This is a genomic window from Azospirillum sp. FG154 (assembly GCF_057809575.1).
The window spans coordinates 124,739-141,001 of record NZ_JBMDKF010000011.1 but is presented as its reverse complement, the minus strand read 5'-3'; the positions used below and the strand labels follow the sequence as shown (position 1 = coordinate 141,001).

At 69.1% G+C, this 16,263-nt stretch carries 16 protein-coding genes; 14 read left to right on the top strand and 2 right to left on the bottom strand.

Annotated elements, in window-relative coordinates; translation table 11 throughout:
• Positions 1-104: 104 nt before the first annotated feature.
• A complete protein-coding gene (locus ACODS4_RS14885) occupies positions 105-2,243 on the top strand; it encodes a 3-hydroxybutyrate oligomer hydrolase family protein (RefSeq protein WP_488864929.1) in 2,139 nt (712 codons plus the stop codon).
• Positions 2,244-2,268: 25 nt separating this feature from the next.
• Positions 2,269-3,003, top strand: coding sequence for an outer membrane protein (locus tag ACODS4_RS14880; RefSeq protein WP_488864927.1), 735 nt, complete (start codon positions 2,269-2,271; stop codon positions 3,001-3,003).
• A gap of 57 nt (positions 3,004-3,060) precedes the next feature.
• On the opposite strand, the gene ACODS4_RS14875 is transcribed toward ACODS4_RS14880, so the two are convergent.
• Positions 3,061-3,768 (bottom strand): ArsR/SmtB family transcription factor, encoded by a 708-nt coding sequence (locus ACODS4_RS14875; protein ID WP_488864925.1) that lies wholly within the window; start codon positions 3,766-3,768, stop codon positions 3,061-3,063.
• 132 nt (positions 3,769-3,900) lie between these two features.
• Here ACODS4_RS14875 and ACODS4_RS14870 point away from each other — a divergent pair, with 132 nt between their 5' ends.
• The gene (locus ACODS4_RS14870) at positions 3,901-4,806 is read left to right on the top strand and encodes a DMT family transporter (protein WP_488864923.1); all 906 of its coding nucleotides are present in this window, start codon (positions 3,901-3,903) and stop codon (positions 4,804-4,806) included.
• Between the two features lie 4 nt (positions 4,807-4,810).
• On the opposite strand, the gene gspD is transcribed toward ACODS4_RS14870, so the two are convergent.
• Positions 4,811-7,117 carry a type II secretion system secretin GspD gene (gene gspD / locus ACODS4_RS14865; RefSeq protein ID WP_488864921.1) on the bottom strand — a complete coding sequence of 769 codons (2,307 nt, stop codon included), beginning with the start codon at positions 7,115-7,117 and terminating at the stop codon, positions 4,811-4,813.
• 347 nt (positions 7,118-7,464) lie between these two features.
• Here gspD and ACODS4_RS14860 point away from each other — a divergent pair, with 347 nt between their 5' ends.
• The 11 genes from ACODS4_RS14860 to ACODS4_RS14810 all read left to right on the top strand — a co-directional run bounded on the left by ACODS4_RS14860 (position 7,465) and on the right by ACODS4_RS14810 (position 16,123).
• A complete protein-coding gene (locus ACODS4_RS14860; protein ID WP_488864919.1) occupies positions 7,465-9,084 on the top strand; it encodes a GspE/PulE family protein in 1,620 nt (539 codons plus the stop codon).
• A 12-nt stretch (positions 9,085-9,096) separates the two neighbouring features.
• Complete coding sequence (locus ACODS4_RS14855) at positions 9,097-10,299, top strand: type II secretion system F family protein (RefSeq protein ID WP_488864917.1); 1,203 nt, start codon at positions 9,097-9,099, stop codon at positions 10,297-10,299.
• On the top strand, positions 10,283-10,717 hold the full coding sequence (gene gspG, locus ACODS4_RS14850) for a type II secretion system major pseudopilin GspG (protein ID WP_488864915.1): 435 nt from the start codon (positions 10,283-10,285) through the stop codon (positions 10,715-10,717). The genes ACODS4_RS14855 and gspG overlap by 17 nt, the downstream gene beginning before the upstream one ends.
• On the top strand, positions 10,698-11,195 hold the full coding sequence (locus tag ACODS4_RS14845; protein WP_488864913.1) for a GspH/FimT family pseudopilin: 498 nt from the start codon (positions 10,698-10,700) through the stop codon (positions 11,193-11,195). The genes gspG and ACODS4_RS14845 overlap by 20 nt, the downstream gene beginning before the upstream one ends.
• On the top strand, positions 11,192-11,572 hold the full coding sequence (locus tag ACODS4_RS14840; protein WP_488864911.1) for a prepilin-type N-terminal cleavage/methylation domain-containing protein: 381 nt from the start codon (positions 11,192-11,194) through the stop codon (positions 11,570-11,572). Before ACODS4_RS14845 ends, ACODS4_RS14840 begins: the two co-directional genes overlap by 4 nt.
• Entirely contained in the window at positions 11,569-12,243 is a 675-nt protein-coding gene (locus tag ACODS4_RS14835; protein ID WP_488864909.1) for a prepilin-type N-terminal cleavage/methylation domain-containing protein, read from the top strand. The genes ACODS4_RS14840 and ACODS4_RS14835 overlap by 4 nt, the downstream gene beginning before the upstream one ends.
• A gap of 11 nt (positions 12,244-12,254) precedes the next feature.
• On the top strand, positions 12,255-13,088 hold the full coding sequence (locus ACODS4_RS14830; RefSeq protein WP_488864907.1) for a hypothetical protein: 834 nt from the start codon (positions 12,255-12,257) through the stop codon (positions 13,086-13,088).
• A complete protein-coding gene (locus tag ACODS4_RS14825; protein ID WP_488864905.1) occupies positions 13,085-14,083 on the top strand; it encodes a PilN domain-containing protein in 999 nt (332 codons plus the stop codon). Before ACODS4_RS14830 ends, ACODS4_RS14825 begins: the two co-directional genes overlap by 4 nt.
• A complete protein-coding gene (gspM, locus tag ACODS4_RS14820; RefSeq protein ID WP_488864903.1) occupies positions 14,070-14,627 on the top strand; it encodes a type II secretion system protein GspM in 558 nt (185 codons plus the stop codon). Before ACODS4_RS14825 ends, gspM begins: the two co-directional genes overlap by 14 nt.
• Positions 14,624-15,037 (top strand): hypothetical protein, encoded by a 414-nt coding sequence (locus tag ACODS4_RS14815; protein ID WP_488864901.1) that lies wholly within the window; start codon positions 14,624-14,626, stop codon positions 15,035-15,037. The genes gspM and ACODS4_RS14815 overlap by 4 nt, the downstream gene beginning before the upstream one ends.
• 120 nt (positions 15,038-15,157) lie before the next feature.
• Positions 15,158-16,123 (top strand): LysR family transcriptional regulator, encoded by a 966-nt coding sequence (locus ACODS4_RS14810; protein ID WP_488864996.1) that lies wholly within the window; start codon positions 15,158-15,160, stop codon positions 16,121-16,123.
• Positions 16,124-16,263: the final 140 nt, after the last annotated feature.

Here is a 16,263-nt window from a genome sequence, read left to right as displayed (position 1 = left end):
CGGCCTTTGGTCGGTCTGCCCAACTGCGGCACACACGTTGCATCCTGCTGTCGCCCGTGACGCCCGACACCGCGTCGCGACAAGAAGACATGAGGGGGAAACGGATGCTTCGTATGCGTGTTGGGTCGAAGGCGCTCGCCTTTGGTCTGCTGGCCTCGACCGCGCTTGCGCCGGGCCTGCTGGCAGGAACCGCGTCGGCTCAGAACGCTCTGCCCAGCTTCGTGCTGCCGCAGACGTTGAGCTTCACCGATTACGACGGCGTGTCGGACGATCTGCTGACCGCTGGTCTGGGCGTCACCGGCCTGTCCTCCGCCGTCGCGCCGACCGTCGCCAACCCGTTGTCCCCCACCGTGGCGGAACTGCGCCGCCGGGCCATCCACAACGCCTATCGCGGTCTGGTCGACACCTCGACCGGCGGCGGCTGGCGCGTGCTGTACGGCCCGAACCTGGACGCCAATTACAACGACACCGGGACCGAGGGGAAGGTCGCGGGTCGCGAATACATCGCGCTGACCGATGACGGATCGGGGTCGAATTACCAGACGATGATCGTCCAGATCCCGGCCAACGCGAACCAGACCCAACCCTGCATGGTCACGGGTCCGTCGTCCGGCTCGCGCAACGTCTATGGCGCCATCGGCACCGCTGGCGAATGGGCGTTCCGCAACGGCTGCGTCGCCGTCTACACCGACAAGGGCACCGGAAACTTCTTCCACGACGTCACGCGCGATTATCTGTACGACCGCTTCGGCCAATTCCTGCCGCGCGGCTCGGTCGGCTCGGCCACGAACTTCGCCGCGTCCTTCACCACCAGCCAGGGCGCCTTCGCGGCGGCCTACCCGAACCGGCTGGCTTACAAGCAGGCCCATTCCGGCAAGCTGGTGGACGGCAAATGGGGCGACTACACGCTCCAGGCCATCGAGTTCGGCTTTTACGCCATGAACCAATATTTGGCGGCGGGCGCGGCGCGCTTTACCCCGGCCAACACCACGGTGATTTCCGGCGGCGTGTCGAACGGCGGCGGCGCGGCGGTGATGGCGGCGGAAAAAGACGCCAAGGGCCTGATCGACGGCGTCGTCGCCGTCATTCCGAACGTGATTCCGCCCCAACGCTCCGGCCTGTCGATCCGCTATGGCGCCAACACGTTGACCGCGCCCGGCAAGCATTTCATCGATTACTACACGCAGATCGCCATTTACGCGCCCTGCGCCGCGCTGGATTCCTCGCTGACCGGGGCGGTGTTGAACGCCGATCCCGCCGGATCGCCCAGCGGGTCGCGCGCCAACCGTTGCGCCGCGTTGAAGGGCAAGGGGCTGTTGTCCTCCACCACGCTGGCGGCGCAGGCGGCGGAATCGCTGCAAATCATCCACAATTACGGCTATCTGACCGAAGGCGACTGGGAAATTCCGTTGATGGAAAATCTCAACGCCTACCGTCAGATCATCGACACCTACGTCGCCGAATATGGCCGTTTCCACGCCGATGACGTTTTGTGCGGCACGACCTTCGCCGCCACCAACACGGCGGGCGCGCCAATCCAGCTTCCCATCGCCACCGCCGCCCTGCTGTTCGCGGCGGGCAACATCATTCCGCCCGCCGGTGGAATCAACGTCATCGCCGAAAACGCCGCCAACGGCCCGATCAACGAGGTGATGGCGGTCTCGCGCTCCACCGGGTTGGCCGATCTCAATCTGGACGCGGCGCTGTGCTACCGCAGCCTCGTGACCGGCGAAGCGGCGCCGGGAACGAAAATGAGCATGCGCGACAAAATCAACTCGACCCGCGTCCGCCAGGGCATGCAGGAGGTGGTCGGAACCGCCAATCTGCGCGGCCTGCCGTCGCTCATCATCCAGGCCCGCAACGACGAGGTGATTCACCCCAACCACGCCGGGCGCGCCTATTTCGGCTGGAACAAGATCGTCGAGGGGTCGGCCAGCAAGCTGAGCTACATTGAGGTTCCCAACACCCAGCATTTTGAATCGCTGATCGGCCTGTTTGGCCCGACGGCGGCGCCGATCTATTTGCCGATCCACCATTATTTCGTCCGTGGTCTGGACGCCATGCTGGCCAACCTGCGCACCGGCGCGGCCCTGCCGCAAAGCCAGGTGATGCGCACCGTGTCGCCGCGCACGGCGGCGCTGACGGCGGCCAACTACAAGAATTTCCTGCCGGACATGGCGACGGCGCCGTCGGCGGCGAACGCCATTTCGGTGTCGAACAACACCGTCGTCATCCCGCAATAACCCGCCGCCCGGAGAAGGCACGATCATGACGAAGACGTTCACGAACACCCTGGCGGGTCTGTTGTTGGCCACGGCGGCGGCGCTGCCCGCCGCCGCCCAGACGACCGCCAAAACCGGCCCCTACGTGAAGTTGGAAACCGGCGCGTCCTTTGGCCGCTCCCTTGACTTTCGCGCCGACGACATGGGCCAGACCATCACCCGCAAGCTGCCCAGCGCCGCCATCGTCGGCGGCGGGGTTGGCTGGCAAATCACGCCCGCGCTGCGCACGGATCTGACGCTGTCCTACCGTTTCCCCAAGAACTGGAACGGAACCGACAGCGTGCAGAGCCTGACCTACGACGGCAAAGTCTCGTCGTTGCGCGGCTTCGCCAACCTGTATTTGGACGTCGCCGGGCTGACCGACGGGTTGGGCGTGTTCAAGCCCTATCTGGGCGCCGGCCTTGGCTTTTCCCGCAACAAGCTGGCGGATTTGACCGTCACCGACACGACGGTCGGCGCGCTGGCGACCAATCCGGCGAATTTTAACCGCTACACGCTGAACGGCTCCACCCGGACGAATTTCGCATGGCAGGTGATGGCGGGAACCGGCATCGCCGTGACCGACGCCGTCACGGTCGATCTCGGCTATCGCTACGTTGACGCGGGCAAGGCCAAGAGCGGCGTCACCCTGACCGGGCTTGGCGTCACCACGACGGTGGACGCCCGCAACGCCAATGTGCGCACCCACGAGCTGACGTTGGGTCTGCGCTACGCCTTCTGATCCGCGTTTGAAAGCTCATTGAAAGGCCGGTCGCTCCATCCAGGGCGACCGGCTTTTTCATGCGCGCCAGCCTTCCGGCAGTCCGAAAATTTCGGCGAAGCCCCGCTCCCCTTCCGTGGTGACGGCGACGGCCCGGCTGTCGGGAATCCGCGCCAACCAACCCAAGGCCAGCGAGCGATCCAGCAACCCGGCCCCCAAGCGCCCGGCCAAATGATGGCGGCGCTCGCTCCAATCCAAACAGGCGCGGCAGAGCGGGCGTTTGCCGAGGCTCCCGCTGGTCAAATCGACGCCGAACTCCCGGAAAAAGCGCTCGCCTTCGGGCGTGACGGCGCCGACGCCGTCGGCCAGATGGACATGCTCCCGCGCGCGCAAGGCGTCGGCCAGGGCGATGCCCAACCGACCGGCGAGATGATCGTAACAGGTGCGGGCGGCGCGCAGCGCCTCATCCTTCGGGCCAACCGGACGGTGTCGTTTCGGCCCGCTCCCGGCGAGCGCCATCAAGGATTCCATCGCCTGGGCGACGTCGGCGGAGGACAGGCGGTAGTAACGGTGACGCCCCTGCTTTTCGACCGCGAGCAACCCGGCCTCGGCCAGTTTCGTCAGATGGCCGCTCGCCGTCGGCGCGCTGATTCCGCCATGCCACGCCAATTCCCCAGCGGTCAACGCCCGCCCGCCCATCAGGGCGGCGAGCATGTTGGCGCGGGTCGGGTCGCCGATCAGGGCGGCGACCGCCGCGATGGCGTTGCCGGAAGCGATGTTGGACATGACCGCCAGCATAGCGGCTTTGCCGGGCGAAATCCCGCCCCCACGTTTCGGCCCGCGCCAAAACGTGGGGGCGGGACGCCGCCCGCCATGCCGAGTATGGTTGCGTCCGTCTGACTTTGACCGAGGCCGCCGATGACCACCGCATCCCCCACTCTGAAAACCGAACTGGCGCTGTTGCTGCTGCTCGCCACCCTGTGGGGCGCGTCCTACAGCTTCATCAAGCTGGGGGTGGCGACCATTCCGCCGATCACGCTGATCGCCGCGCGCACGGTGATCGCCGGAACCATTCTGCTGCTGGTCATCCACGCGCGCGGTTTGGCGATGCCGCGCGACCGGGAAAACTGGGGCCGTTTTCTGATTCAAGCCTGTTTGAACAGCGTCGTTCCCTTCACCTTGATCGCCTGGGCGGAGCGCGACGTGGACGCGGGCATGGCGGCGATCCTCAATTCGACGACGCCGATCTTCGCCTTCCTGCTGACCGTGTGTCTGACCCGGCACGAGGCGGTGACGGCGCGCAAAACAATTGGCGTCGTCGCCGGAATCGCCGGAACCTGCCTCATCATCGGGGTGGAGGCGTTCGGCGGGCTTGGGCGGGAGTTGGGACCGCAACTCGCCATCGTCGCGGCGACCGTCTGCTACGCCGGGGCCGCCATTTTTGGCAAGCGCTTCAGCGGCTTGGATCCGACGATCCCGGCGGCGGGGTCGTTGCTGTGCGGGGCCTTGATCCTGATTCCGCTCAGCCTGTTGGTTGACGCGCCATGGACGCTGACGCCGTCGTCACAGTCAGTCGCCGCGTTGCTGGCATTGTCGGCGTTCTCCACCGCGCTGGCCTTCGCCATTTATTTCCGCTTGGTCCGGACTCTGGGATCGGTCGGCACGACGGCGCAAGCCTATCTGCGCGTGCCCATCGGGGTCGCCATCGGCGTTCTGTTTCTCGGCGAGAGTCTGACCGCTAGCGCCTGGGCGGGCTTCGCCTGCGTGATCGTCGGCGTCGCCGCCATGACCATTCCGACCAAACCCCGCCCCGTTCTGGCCTGACCTCTCACCCGCCGGTGGTCTTGCCGTTTTTGGCCGAGGCCGCCGTCGGCGTTTGCAACGAGCGCAAACGGCCCATCAACTCTTCCGTCACCCGGCGGGCGTCGTTGGAATCGCGGATGATGCGCGGGGTGATGAAGACGATCAGCTCCGTGCGTTTGCGCGAACGGTCGTTGAAGGAGAACAGTTCGCCCACGACCGGCACGTCGGACAGCAGCGGAATCCCGCTGCGCCCGCCCTGGTCGTCTTCGGAAATCAGGCCGCCCAGCGCCACCGTCTGGCCGTTGCGCACGCTGATCGCGCTTTCGATGCGGCGTTGGGAAATGGTCGGAGTCAGGGTGCCGGTGTCGGCGCTGCGCGACACGGCGCTGACCTCCTGCACCACGTCGATGGAGACGGTGCCGTCGGCGTTGACGCGCGGCGTCACCGACAGGATCACGCCGGTGTCGCGGAACTCGATGGCGTTGACCAGCGGGGCGTTGGCGGTGGTGGTGGAGACCACCTGCTGGGTGATGACCGGCACCTTGTCGCCGACCTTCAACAGGGCCTGCTGGTTGTCCTCCACCACCACCTGCGGGGAGGAAACGACCTTCACGTTGGTGATGCTGTCGAGCGCGCTGATGACCACGCGCGGGTCGGTGACGTTGCCCAACACGGCGTTGAAGCCGGGCAACAGCGATTGCAAACCCGCCGAGCTGTTGCTGTCGAAGCCCAGCGAACTGCCCTTGACGTTGGCGAAGCCGTTGCCCTTCAGGAAATACTGCACGCCATAGCGCAGGGAATCGTTCAGCGTCACCTCGGCGATGGTCGCCTCGATCATCACCTGTTGCGGGACGAGGTCGAGCTTGGCGATGGCCGCCTGGATCAGCCGGTATTCCGCCGGGGTGGCGAAGATGACCAGGGAATTGCTGGTGGAGTGGGCGACGACGCGCGGCGCGTTGCCGCCGCCGCCGCTCGCGCCGGACTCCACCCCGCCGACGTCACCCGCCCCGAATCTTGAGGCGTTGCGGTTGGTCCGCGCGCTCGACAAGCCGCCATTTTGCCCGCCGCTCGAACCAGGGAAGGACGCGCCCGACGCCGTTCCGCCGCTGGTGGACAGCGCGCCCGACGTGGCGCCGCCGCTTCCAGGGCTGACGCCGCCCGGCCCGGCGCTGTTGGCGGAATCCACCGACAGCCGCGCGCCTTGAACGTTCGGGGCCAAGGGCGACCCGCTGGCGCCGTCGCCGCCCCCGCCGCCGAACAGACGGGAGAGAACACGCGCCAGATCGGCGGCCTTGGCGTGTTGCAAGGGGTGGACGTTGATCGTCCGCTCCCCGTCGCCGCCCTGGTCAAGCCGCCGAATCCACACCCCCGCCTGATCCAGCATCGCGGCGCGGCGCGTCACCACCAGAACCGCCTTCATCCGGTCCACCGGCAGAAAACGGATGGAGCTGTCCGCGTTGCCCTTGATGGCGTAGATCATCCCCAACTCGTCGATCACCTCGGCGGGCGTGGCGCGCGACAGCGGGAAGACGCCGACCGATTGACCGGCCAGAAAATCCTGATCGAATCCCTGCGCCGCCTCGATCACCGCGCGGCGTTCCTCGCCGGTGCCCGACACGATCAACAGATTGCGCTCCGGGTCGGCCTGGATCATTCCCTGGATGGGATAAAGCGGCTCCAAAATCGTTTTCAGGCTGCTCGCCTGCCCGTGGCGCGGGGCGTAAATGCTGAAGGCGCTGCCCACCGCCCCCGCCGCGCCGCCAATGTCGGCGTAGCGCGCCGGATTCCCCGGCTGGCGCACTTCGGACGCCGGGACGACGTTGTAAACGCCGTCATTGACCAGCAACGCCGCGCCGTTCATTCGCAAGGCGGTTTCAAACACGCTCAAGGCTTCGGCGCGGGCCATCGGACGACCGGCGGACAGCGTCATCCGCCCCTGCACGCGCGGATCGACGGTGTAGGACAGCCCCAGCAGATCGCCCAGAATCGTCTTGGCGACGGTCGGGATTCCGGCGTCCTCGAAATTCAGTTCAATGGCGCCGCCACCGGCCAAGGGGCGCAGCGGGGCGTTGGTTCCGACGCGCGGTTCCTGACCGTGCACGATGATCGGTTGGGCGGGCGCGGGCGAACTGGCCCCAACGCGCCCGCCCGGCGTCAAGCTCTGTGGGTCGATGGGCCGCCCGCTGGTGTCAAGCCCCAGCTTGGCCAGCGTTTCCGCCAAGGGCGGTTCGGCCCGATCCCCCTTCGTCCCTTGACAGGCGCCAAGCGCCAACGCCGCCGCAGAGGCCAAAATCCAGCCTGTCCGCAGCCGTCCTCCCCCCAATGTCGCCACCCCAATCCCCCTGAACGCCGGATGCGGACTTGTCGCCGCTTGTCTGGTTGCAGGGCACATTTCCGCGCTCCGCCCCCTTCCGTCCAGTGAATTGTTGGGGTTCCGGCGCGATTGCCGGAAAGCCTTGCCGCTCCATGAAAAAACAGGGCGGAAAGGCGCAAAATAAGGATGGCGGACGGTGGCTTTTGTAACGCACAATCGCGACAATCATCCGGCCCACACGCCTTGCCAAAGCGGCGCTGCGGGATCGGTTCCGGCCAAGAATCCGGATGCGCCAGGGAAACGCCACACCAGGACGACGCCTTACATGACAGGCGACCGAATCACGCATCCCATGCGGGCCGATCATGCGGGCTGAGTCACCCGCCGCCAGCCCCATGGCCAACGCCGAACGATCCGGCGACCCGACCGGCGGCGGGTCGGAGCAGGCGCGCGCCCGCGCGTTGGCCGACCGCCGCGCCCTGCCCTTCGTCACGCTCGACGAGATGGAGGGGCTGGCTCCCGCCGCCGCCGGGGTGTCGGCGAATTTCCTGCGCCAGGCCCGCGCCTTTCCCTTTTCGGAGATCAACGGCGCCTTGATGGTCGCCATCGCCGACCCCGACAACGCCGAGGCGCTGGAATCGCTGGAAATCGCCTGCGGCCTGCCGGTTTACGCCTGCGTCGCCGCGCCGGGCGACGTCGAGGCGGCGCTTGATCGCGCTTGCGGCGGCCTGTCGGCGATGGGCCGCATCGTCGCCGATCTTGATGGCGGCGGCCCGCCGGACGACGACCTCGACCAGTTGAAATCGCTGGCGAGCGAGGCTCCGGTCGTCCGGCTGGTCAATCATCTGATCGGCGAGGCGGCTCGGCTGGGGGCCAGCGACATCCACATCGAACCCTTCGCCGACCAGATCGCCGTGCGCTTTCGGGTGGACGGCGTGATGCGCGATCAAGAGCCGGTGCCCAAACGGCTGGGGCGGGCGATGGTCTCGCGCATCAAGATCCTCGCCAATTTGAACATCGCCGAACGGCGTTTGCCGCAGGATGGCCGCATCGCCCACCGCGTCGACGGCCGGGCGTTGGATCTGCGCATCTCCACCCTGCCGACCGTCCATGGCGAAAGCGTGGTGACGCGCCTGCTTGATCCCGGCGCCGGGGTGCGCAGCCTGTCGTCGCTGGGTTTCGACGCCGACCAGGAGGCCGCGCTGCACCGGCTGGTCCAGGCCCCCAACGGCATGGTGCTGGTGACGGGGCCGACCGGCAGCGGCAAATCGACCACGCTCTACGCCGCGCTCGGCCTGATCGACGCCAAGCAGCGCAAGGTTCTGACCGTCGAGGATCCGGTCGAATACCACATGGCGCGGGTCAATCAGGTGCAGGTGAAGCCCGCCATCGGCCTGACCTTCGCCACTGTGCTGCGCGCGCTGGTCCGTCAGGATCCCGACGTCATCATGGTGGGCGAAACCCGCGACCCGGAAACCGCCGACATCGCCGTTCACGCCGCGTTGACCGGCCATCTGGTGCTGTCCACCCTGCACACCAATTCGGCGGCGGGGGCGTTGACGCGGTTGATCGACATGGGGGTGGAGCCGTTTCTCCTCACCTCCTCGGTGCGCGCGGTGATCGCCCAGCGGCTGGTCCGCGTGCTGTGCCGCGCCTGCCGCCACGCCGAACCCGCCGACCCGGAAACCCGGCGTCTGCTGACCGACGCCGGTCTGATCGCGCCGGGGGCGTCCGTCACCGTTCACCGCCCCGGCGGCTGCCCGGATTGCGGCGGCACCGGCTACGCCGGGCGCGTCGGCATTTACGAGTTGATGACGATGAACGAGCCGCTGCGCGCGCTGACCCTGCAACGGGCCGGGGCCGACGCCATCCAGGCGGCGGCGATGGCGGGCGGCATGGCCACCCTGTTCCGCGACGGGTTGGTCAAGGTGCTGCGCGGCGTCACCACGCTGGAGGAAGTCCAGCGCGTGTGCGACGTCTGGTAAGGGGAAGCGCCGGTGCCACATTTCACCTACAGCGCCCTGACCCCGGCGGGCGAACTGCGCGAAGGCCGGATGGAGGCGCGCGACGCCCGCGCCGTGCTGCGCCATCTGGAAACCCAAGGGTTGTTGCCGGTGGAGGCGAAGCCGGTGATCGCCAGCGGCTCCCGCTTCCGCCTGTCGCCCGGCGCGGGGGCGGAGGCGCGCGATCTGGCCGTCGCCATGCGCGAAATGGTGCTGTTGATCGGCGCCGGGCAAACGGTGGAGCAGGCCCTGCGTCTGTTGGCGATGGAGGCCGGGCCGCCCCGCCTGCGCCCGCGTCTGGAACAGGTGTTGGAGCGGCTGCGCGGCGGCGGCAGTCTGGCCGAGGCGATGACGGCGGCGGGCGGCTTTCCGCCCCTGGTGCTGGCGATGGTCAAGGCGGGCGAGGCGGGCGGCACGCTGGATGTGACGCTGGCCAACCTCGCCGATCTGCTGGAACGGGCGCTGAAGCTGCGCGAACAGATTCAGTCGGCGCTGATGTACCCGATGGTTCTGCTGATCGCGGCGGTCGGCTCCCTGCTGCTGCTGTTGACCCAAGTTGTGCCGCAATTCGCGCCGATGTTGAAACAGGGGGGCAAGGCGCTGCCCGCCTCGACCAGCTTGGTGCTGGCCGCGTCGGACGCCCTGCTCGCCCATGGGACGGCGCTGATGATCGGCGCGTTGGTTCTTGTCGTCGCCGCGCCGTTGATCCTGCGCCGTCTGCCGCCCGGCTGGTGGGAGGGGACCGTCCTGAAGACGCCGGGAATTGGCGATCTGGTCGCCATGGCGGCCACGGCGCGGCTGTGCCGGACGCTCGGCACCCTGCTGAAAGGCGGCGTGCCGCTGCCGACCGCCCTGGGTCTGGCGTCGGAGGTGGCGGGCTTGCGCAGCCTGTCGCGCGCCGCGCTGGCCATGCGGGCCGGGGCGGCGGAGGGGCGCGGGCTGGCCGCGTCGCTGCCGCCGGATTCGCCGATGCCGCCGCTGGCGGTTCAGCTTTTGAAGGTTGGCGAGGAAAGCGGACGGATCGAGGAGATCCTGAACCACCTCGCCGGGTTGTTCGACGCGAAGGTCGAACTGGCCCTGAAACGCGTGCTGGCGGTGTTCGAGCCGGCCTGCATCCTGCTGCTGGCCGTGCTGGTCGGCGGCATCGTCGTGTCCATCCTTTCTGCGGTGATGTCGATCAATGAACTCGCTTTCTAAGAAAAAGCCCTCGCGCGAGGCCGGTTTCACGCTGATCGAGCTGCTGGTCGTCCTGGTCATCCTGGGATTGCTGGCCGGTCTGGTCGGGCCGCAGGTGTTGAGCTATGTCGGCGGGTCGAAGACCAAGTCGGCCAAGCTGCAAATCGAACAGCTCAGCGCCGCGCTGGACCTGTACCGGCTCGACGTGGGCCGTTACCCGACCACGGCGCAGGGGCTGAAGGCGCTGGTCGAAGCGCCTGCGGGAACCAACGGCTGGCACGGCCCCTATCTGGCCAAGGGCGGGGCGGTTCCCGCCGACCCGTGGAACAACCCCTTCACCTACCGCGCGCCGGGCCAGGGCCGTCCCTACGACCTCATCAGCCTGGGCCGCGATGGCCGCGAAGGCGGCACGGGCGAGGATGAAGACGTCCGCAACTGACGCGACGGCCTCACGGCGGGCCGCAAACGCGCGGCGTCAGGGCGGCTTCACCCTGATCGAGCTGTTGGTGACGCTGACGCTGGCCGGTCTGCTGCTGTCCATCGTTCCGGCTCTGTCGGGCCATGGCGGCGACAAGGCGCGCTTGAGCGCGGCGGCGCGCAGCCTCGCCGCCGCGCTGGCGCTCGCCCGCAGCGACGCCGTCATGCGCAACGCCGAATCCGCCTTCGTGCTGGATCTCGATCAACGGCGCTTCGGCTTGGCCGGACAGGCGTTGGACGGCACGCTGGACGCGGGGCTGAGCGTCGCCATGACCGCCAGCGGCGCGGCGTCGGCCTCGCGCGGGTTGATTCGTTTTTACCCGAACGGCGGGTCGGACGGCGGCGACGTCACCCTGCGCAACCCGGCGGGCGGCGTCACCTTGCGCGTCGATTGGCTGTCCGGCGCGGTCACGGCCACACGTTTGGCGCCGTCCGCATGACCCGATCCGACGGATTCAGCCTGATCGAGGTTCTCGCCGCGCTGGTGGTGTTGGCGCTGGTGTTGGGCGGCGCGTGGCGGGTTATCGACGTCAGTCTGAACGCCGCGCGCGTCGCCGCGCAGCGCGCCCGCGCGGTGGCCTTGGCGGAAGCGACCTTGGCCGAGGCGATGGCGCGCGAACCGGCGCGGCCCGGCGATTGGTCCGGCGAGGGGATGGACGGGATGCGCTGGAGCCTCGCCGTGCGTCCGCAGACCGGCGGCGCTCTGCCCTTTGTGCCGCCGCGCGGCGTCGCCGCCTACGCCGTCACGGTCACGGTGCGCTGGGACGGCGCCCGCAGCGTCACCCTGTCCAGCCTGAAGCTGGGGAAAGCGGCATGATCGGCGTTCAGAACCCGCCCGGCCATCCGCAAGCGGGCTTCACCCTGATTGAGCTGCTCGTCGCCATGACGCTGTTGGCGCTGGTGCTGGGCGCGGCGGCGGGCGGCGTGCGACTGGCCGGACGGGCGCATGAGCGGGGAACGGCGATGCTCGCCGAAACCGCCGCCGTCGCCGTCGCTGAGGATCTGTTGCGCCGCCAGATCGGACGCGGCTTTCCTTTGGCGGTCGGGCTGGCGCGCGAGGCGACCTATGTCTTCACCGGCGACGCCGCCCAACTCTCCACCCCGGTCTTTGGCGATCCGGCGCGCGAGGGGGCCGGGCTGCATCTCGCCGTGTTCCGCGTCGAAGACTCGCCATCGGGCGCGCGGCTGGTCTACCGCGAACATCGGCTGTTGACCCGCCCCGGCGTTCAGGCGCTGGAGCCGCCCTTGCGCGCCGCCACTCTGCTGGATGGGCCGTATCGGCTGGCCCTGGGCTATCACGACGGCGCCCGCTGGCTCGACCATTGGAGCGCCAAACAGGATTTGCCCCATCTGGTCCGCCTGAGCCTGCGCGGTCTGGACGGCAAACCCCTGTGGCCGGACATCGTCATCCGCCCGCACAGCGACGGCGACCGGGGCTGTCTCAGCGCCGCGCCGCTCCTGTGCCGCGACGCGCCAATTCCGCCATGATCCAGCCCGCCATGCCAATGTCCCCCGCAACGCCCGCCGCCCGTTCCCGCCAATCCGGCTTCGCCCTGGTTTTGGTGCTGGGCGTCGTCGCCGTCGCCGCGACGCTGGCGACCGGGCTGGCGACCACAGCGCGTTACGAGGTTCGCCGCATCGCCAACGTCGGCGCGGCGGCGGAGGCGCGCGCGATGCTGGACGCCGGGGTGGCGTTGGGGGTGCTGGGAGCCACCGACCCGGAGCGCAGCCGCCGCGTCCCGACCGATGGAACGCCGCGCGTCATCCCCTTCGCCGCCGGGCGCGTCGAGATCCGCGTGTTTGAAGAGGCTGGGCGCGTCGATCTGAACCGCGCGCCCGCCGCTCTGCTCGCCGCGCTGTTCGGCGTGGCGGGAGTCGCCAACCCGATGGAACTGGCGCAAGCGGTCGTGCAATGGCGCGGCGACGATGACGGCGGCGCCAGCAGCCCCGACGGCCTGCCTCGCCGCTCCTTCCTGTCGGTGGACGAGCTGTCCAGCGTTCCCGGCGCGCCGCCCGATCTGGCCCGCCGCTTGGGGGAGGCGCTGACGGTGGACGGCTCCATCCTTGGGCTGGTTCCGTCCGCCGCCGGACCGTTGGTGCGCGCCGCCCTGCCCGAACGCCGCCCCGCGCAAAACAACGTCCTTGAGATGCCCGAACCGACCGTCCCGTCGGTTGGCCGGGTCGTGTCGGTGCGGACGCGCGCCACCGGAGCGTCCGGCGGCGTCGCCACAGCCGAGGCCACCGTCTTGCTTCTGGACCCGCCCGACCCGGTTCCGTACCGTGTGCTGGAGTGGCGCGAGCCAGTCCCTTTTGCCGTTGGAACAGCGCCATGACCGCACCGTCGCTGAGCGTCGCCGCCCGTCAGCCCGTCTTTCGCCCGCTGGCCGCGTGGCTGACGGCGGAACTCGCCACCTGGATTCCGGCGGCGTGGCGGCGCGACGGCGACCCCGCTTTGTTGGCGGTGCGTGAGGATGGCCGCATCCGGCTGCTGCGGCGCGACGGCGCGCCGCTGGATCGCGCGCCCCGGCGCGGCAGCCGCGTCGTGGTGCGTCCGGGCGTGAAGGCGCTGCACCGCCGCTTTTCCCTGCCCGTCGCCGCCGCCGGGCATCTGCGCCCGATCATCGCCAACCAGATCGACCACCGCACCCCCTGGCCCGCCGATCAGGTGTGGTTCGGCGCCACCATCCTTGGCTCCAATGAGGATGAACGGCTGATCGACGTCCGCCTGACCGTCGCCCCGCGCGCCAGCGTGGAAGCGCCGTTGGACGCCGTGCGGGCGCTGAATCTGCGGCCCACCGCGTTGGAGGTCGAGGATGGCGAAGGCGGCTGGATCGCCCTTCCGCTCGACGAGGACGACGCGCCGTCCGCCGCCCGACGGGCGCGGCGCTGGCTGCCCGCCCTGCTCCCGCTGGCGTTGCTGGCCGCGCTGTTCGCCCCGCCCCTGCTGGAGCGGGCGGCGCTGACCGCCGCGCTGGAGGAGTCGGGCCGCGCGTCCGCCGAGGTCCGCCGCCTCGCCGCCGCGCTGGAGGACGGCAAGGCCGCCTCCGCCTACGCCGAACGCCGCAAGACCGAGACGCCGAGCGCCGCCGTGGTGTTGGAGGCGTTGAGCCGCCTGCTGCCCGACGACGTGTGGCTGAACGAGTTTCACCTCGACGCCGGAACCGCGCTGCTGATGGGACAGGCGGCGGACGCGAACCGGCTGCCCGCCCTGCTGTCGGCCTCCCCCCATTTCGCCGACGTGCAGTTTCGCTCCGCCGTGGTGCGCGAAGCGGCGGGGGGCGACCGCTTTCAACTGTCCGCCCGCGTGGTGCCCCATGCCGCTCCGTAAATGGTCCCTTCCGCAGCCGGGAACTCCGGCCTCCCGGCTCGCCGCTGGAACGCTGGCGGCGCTGGCGACCGCCCTGTTGATGGTTCCGCTGCTGGGCCTGCGCGCCGATCTGGTCGAGGACGTCGAGCGGGCTGAACGGCAGTTGGAGCACCAGCAACGCTTGCTCGAACGTCGCCCGGCGCTGGAGCAGCAGCGCGACGCCCTGAAGGCCGCCGGATCGCCCGATTTCCTGCAAGGCGCCACCCCGGCGCTGGCGGGGGCGGATCTGCAATCCAAGATGACCGATCTGGCGACCGCGCGCGGCGCGCGGGTGCAAAGCACGCAGGTGATGGAGGAGCGGGAGGACGACAATGGTTTCCGCCGCATCGCCGTCCAGGTGCGCGTCGCCGCCGACCCGCGCGCGCTGCGCGACCTGCTGCACGCGGTGGAAAGCGGGCGGCCCCGCTTGCTGGTCGATGGCTTGGCCGTGCGGTCGCTGGCCTTTGGGACCGATCAGATGGACGTGACCTTCACGGTCATCGGTTTTCTGGAAAGCGCGTCATGACCCGCTTGTTCGCTTGTCTGACCATTTCCCTGATCGCGTTGGCCGCCGCGTCCCCGGCCAGAGCGTTTGAGTTGCCGCCGCGCGAAAGCTTCGGCGCGACGGTGCAACGCCCCCTGTTCTTCCCCAGCCGCCGGGCCGGGCCGCCACCGGACTCCGCCCAGCCCGAGACGGCGGCCCCCGCTCCCGACGCAACGGGCGGCGCGCGGCTGATCGGCGTGGCGGTGGACCGCCAGGGCCGCGCCGTCGCGGTGCTGCGCGCCGGGGCCGGAACCGAGCGACGGGTGGCCGTCGGCGACACGGTTCAGGGCTGGGTGATCGAATCGATTGGCCGCAACGGTCTGGGGTTGGCGCTGGCCGGTCAACGCGCCAGCGTTCCCGTTCTGGGACTGTTGCCCAAGGCGCCGGACTGAGCATCCTTGCTCTGGTTTGGCAATTCGCATGAGCCAAACGCGCGGCCCGCATGCGGGGATGGACGGGGCCGCCCATCGGCGCCAGAGTCGCCGCCGCGTTGCGGCAACCTTGGCGTGGTGATGGATCTCGCGTGGCTTGATGATTTTCTGGCGGTGATCGACAGCGGCAGCCTGCCCCGCGCGGCGGAAGCCCGCGACGTCACGCCCGCCGTGCTGACTCGCCGCCTGCGCGCGCTGGAGGATTGGGTCGGCGCGCCGCTGTTCGACCGCGACGGATCGCCCGCCGTCCTGACCGACGCCGGACGCCGATTCCGCCCAGTGGCCGAGGAAGCGCTGCGCCGCCTGTTGCAAGGCCGCGAAGAAACCCGCGCCGCCGCCCAGGCCGACGCCGCCACCTTGCGCTTCGCCACCACCCCGTCTTTGGCCTTGACCTTTTTTCCGCCCTGGCTGCGGGCGCTGGAGCAAAAGGGCCGGCTTGGCCCCGTCACCCTGTCGTCGGACGGGATGGAGGCCGGGGAACAGGCGATGCTGGCCGGGCGGGCGCATTTCCTGCTGTGCCACGCCCATCCCAACGCCCCCCGCCCTCGGTTGACCAACGACGCGGTGCAATCCGTTCTGGTTGGAACCGACCGTTTGGCGCCCGTCTGCGCCCCGGATGGCGATGGACGCCCGCGCCATCCCCTGCCGGGCCGCGCCGAGGCGCCGGCGCCCAGCCTATCCTACAGCCGCGAGTCGGGGCTTGGCCGCATTCTGGAGGCGACCCGCAGCGCCTTCACAACAGCCCTGTGGCTCGACACCGTGTTCACGGCGCCGACCACCCCGGTGTTGCGCAGCCTGGCGCGCGACGGGCGCGGCGTCGCCTGGTTGCCGGAGAGCGTGATCGCCGACGATCTGAACCGGGCCAGTCTGGTTCCGGCGGGCGATTCGACCTGGAGCGTGCCGCTGCAAATCCGCCTGATCCGGTCCCGCGCCCGACAAAGCAAGGCGGTGGAAAGCTTCTGGACGCTGGCCGTCGAGGCGGCGTTGTGGCGCGGCGGCGACCCAATCGTTAACAGTCCTGAAATATTCACGGGAAAGGACATGTAATTTCCCGCAGCCTGTATGATTTGTTCATTGACAAAAGATCCCACCGGCGTTCTGAGAGTCGATTTCAGTGGCTATTCCCCTCCCCTTGAGGCAAAATTTGCCTATCTAAGGAAGTCAGGGTCGCGCTCAAGCGACCGGAG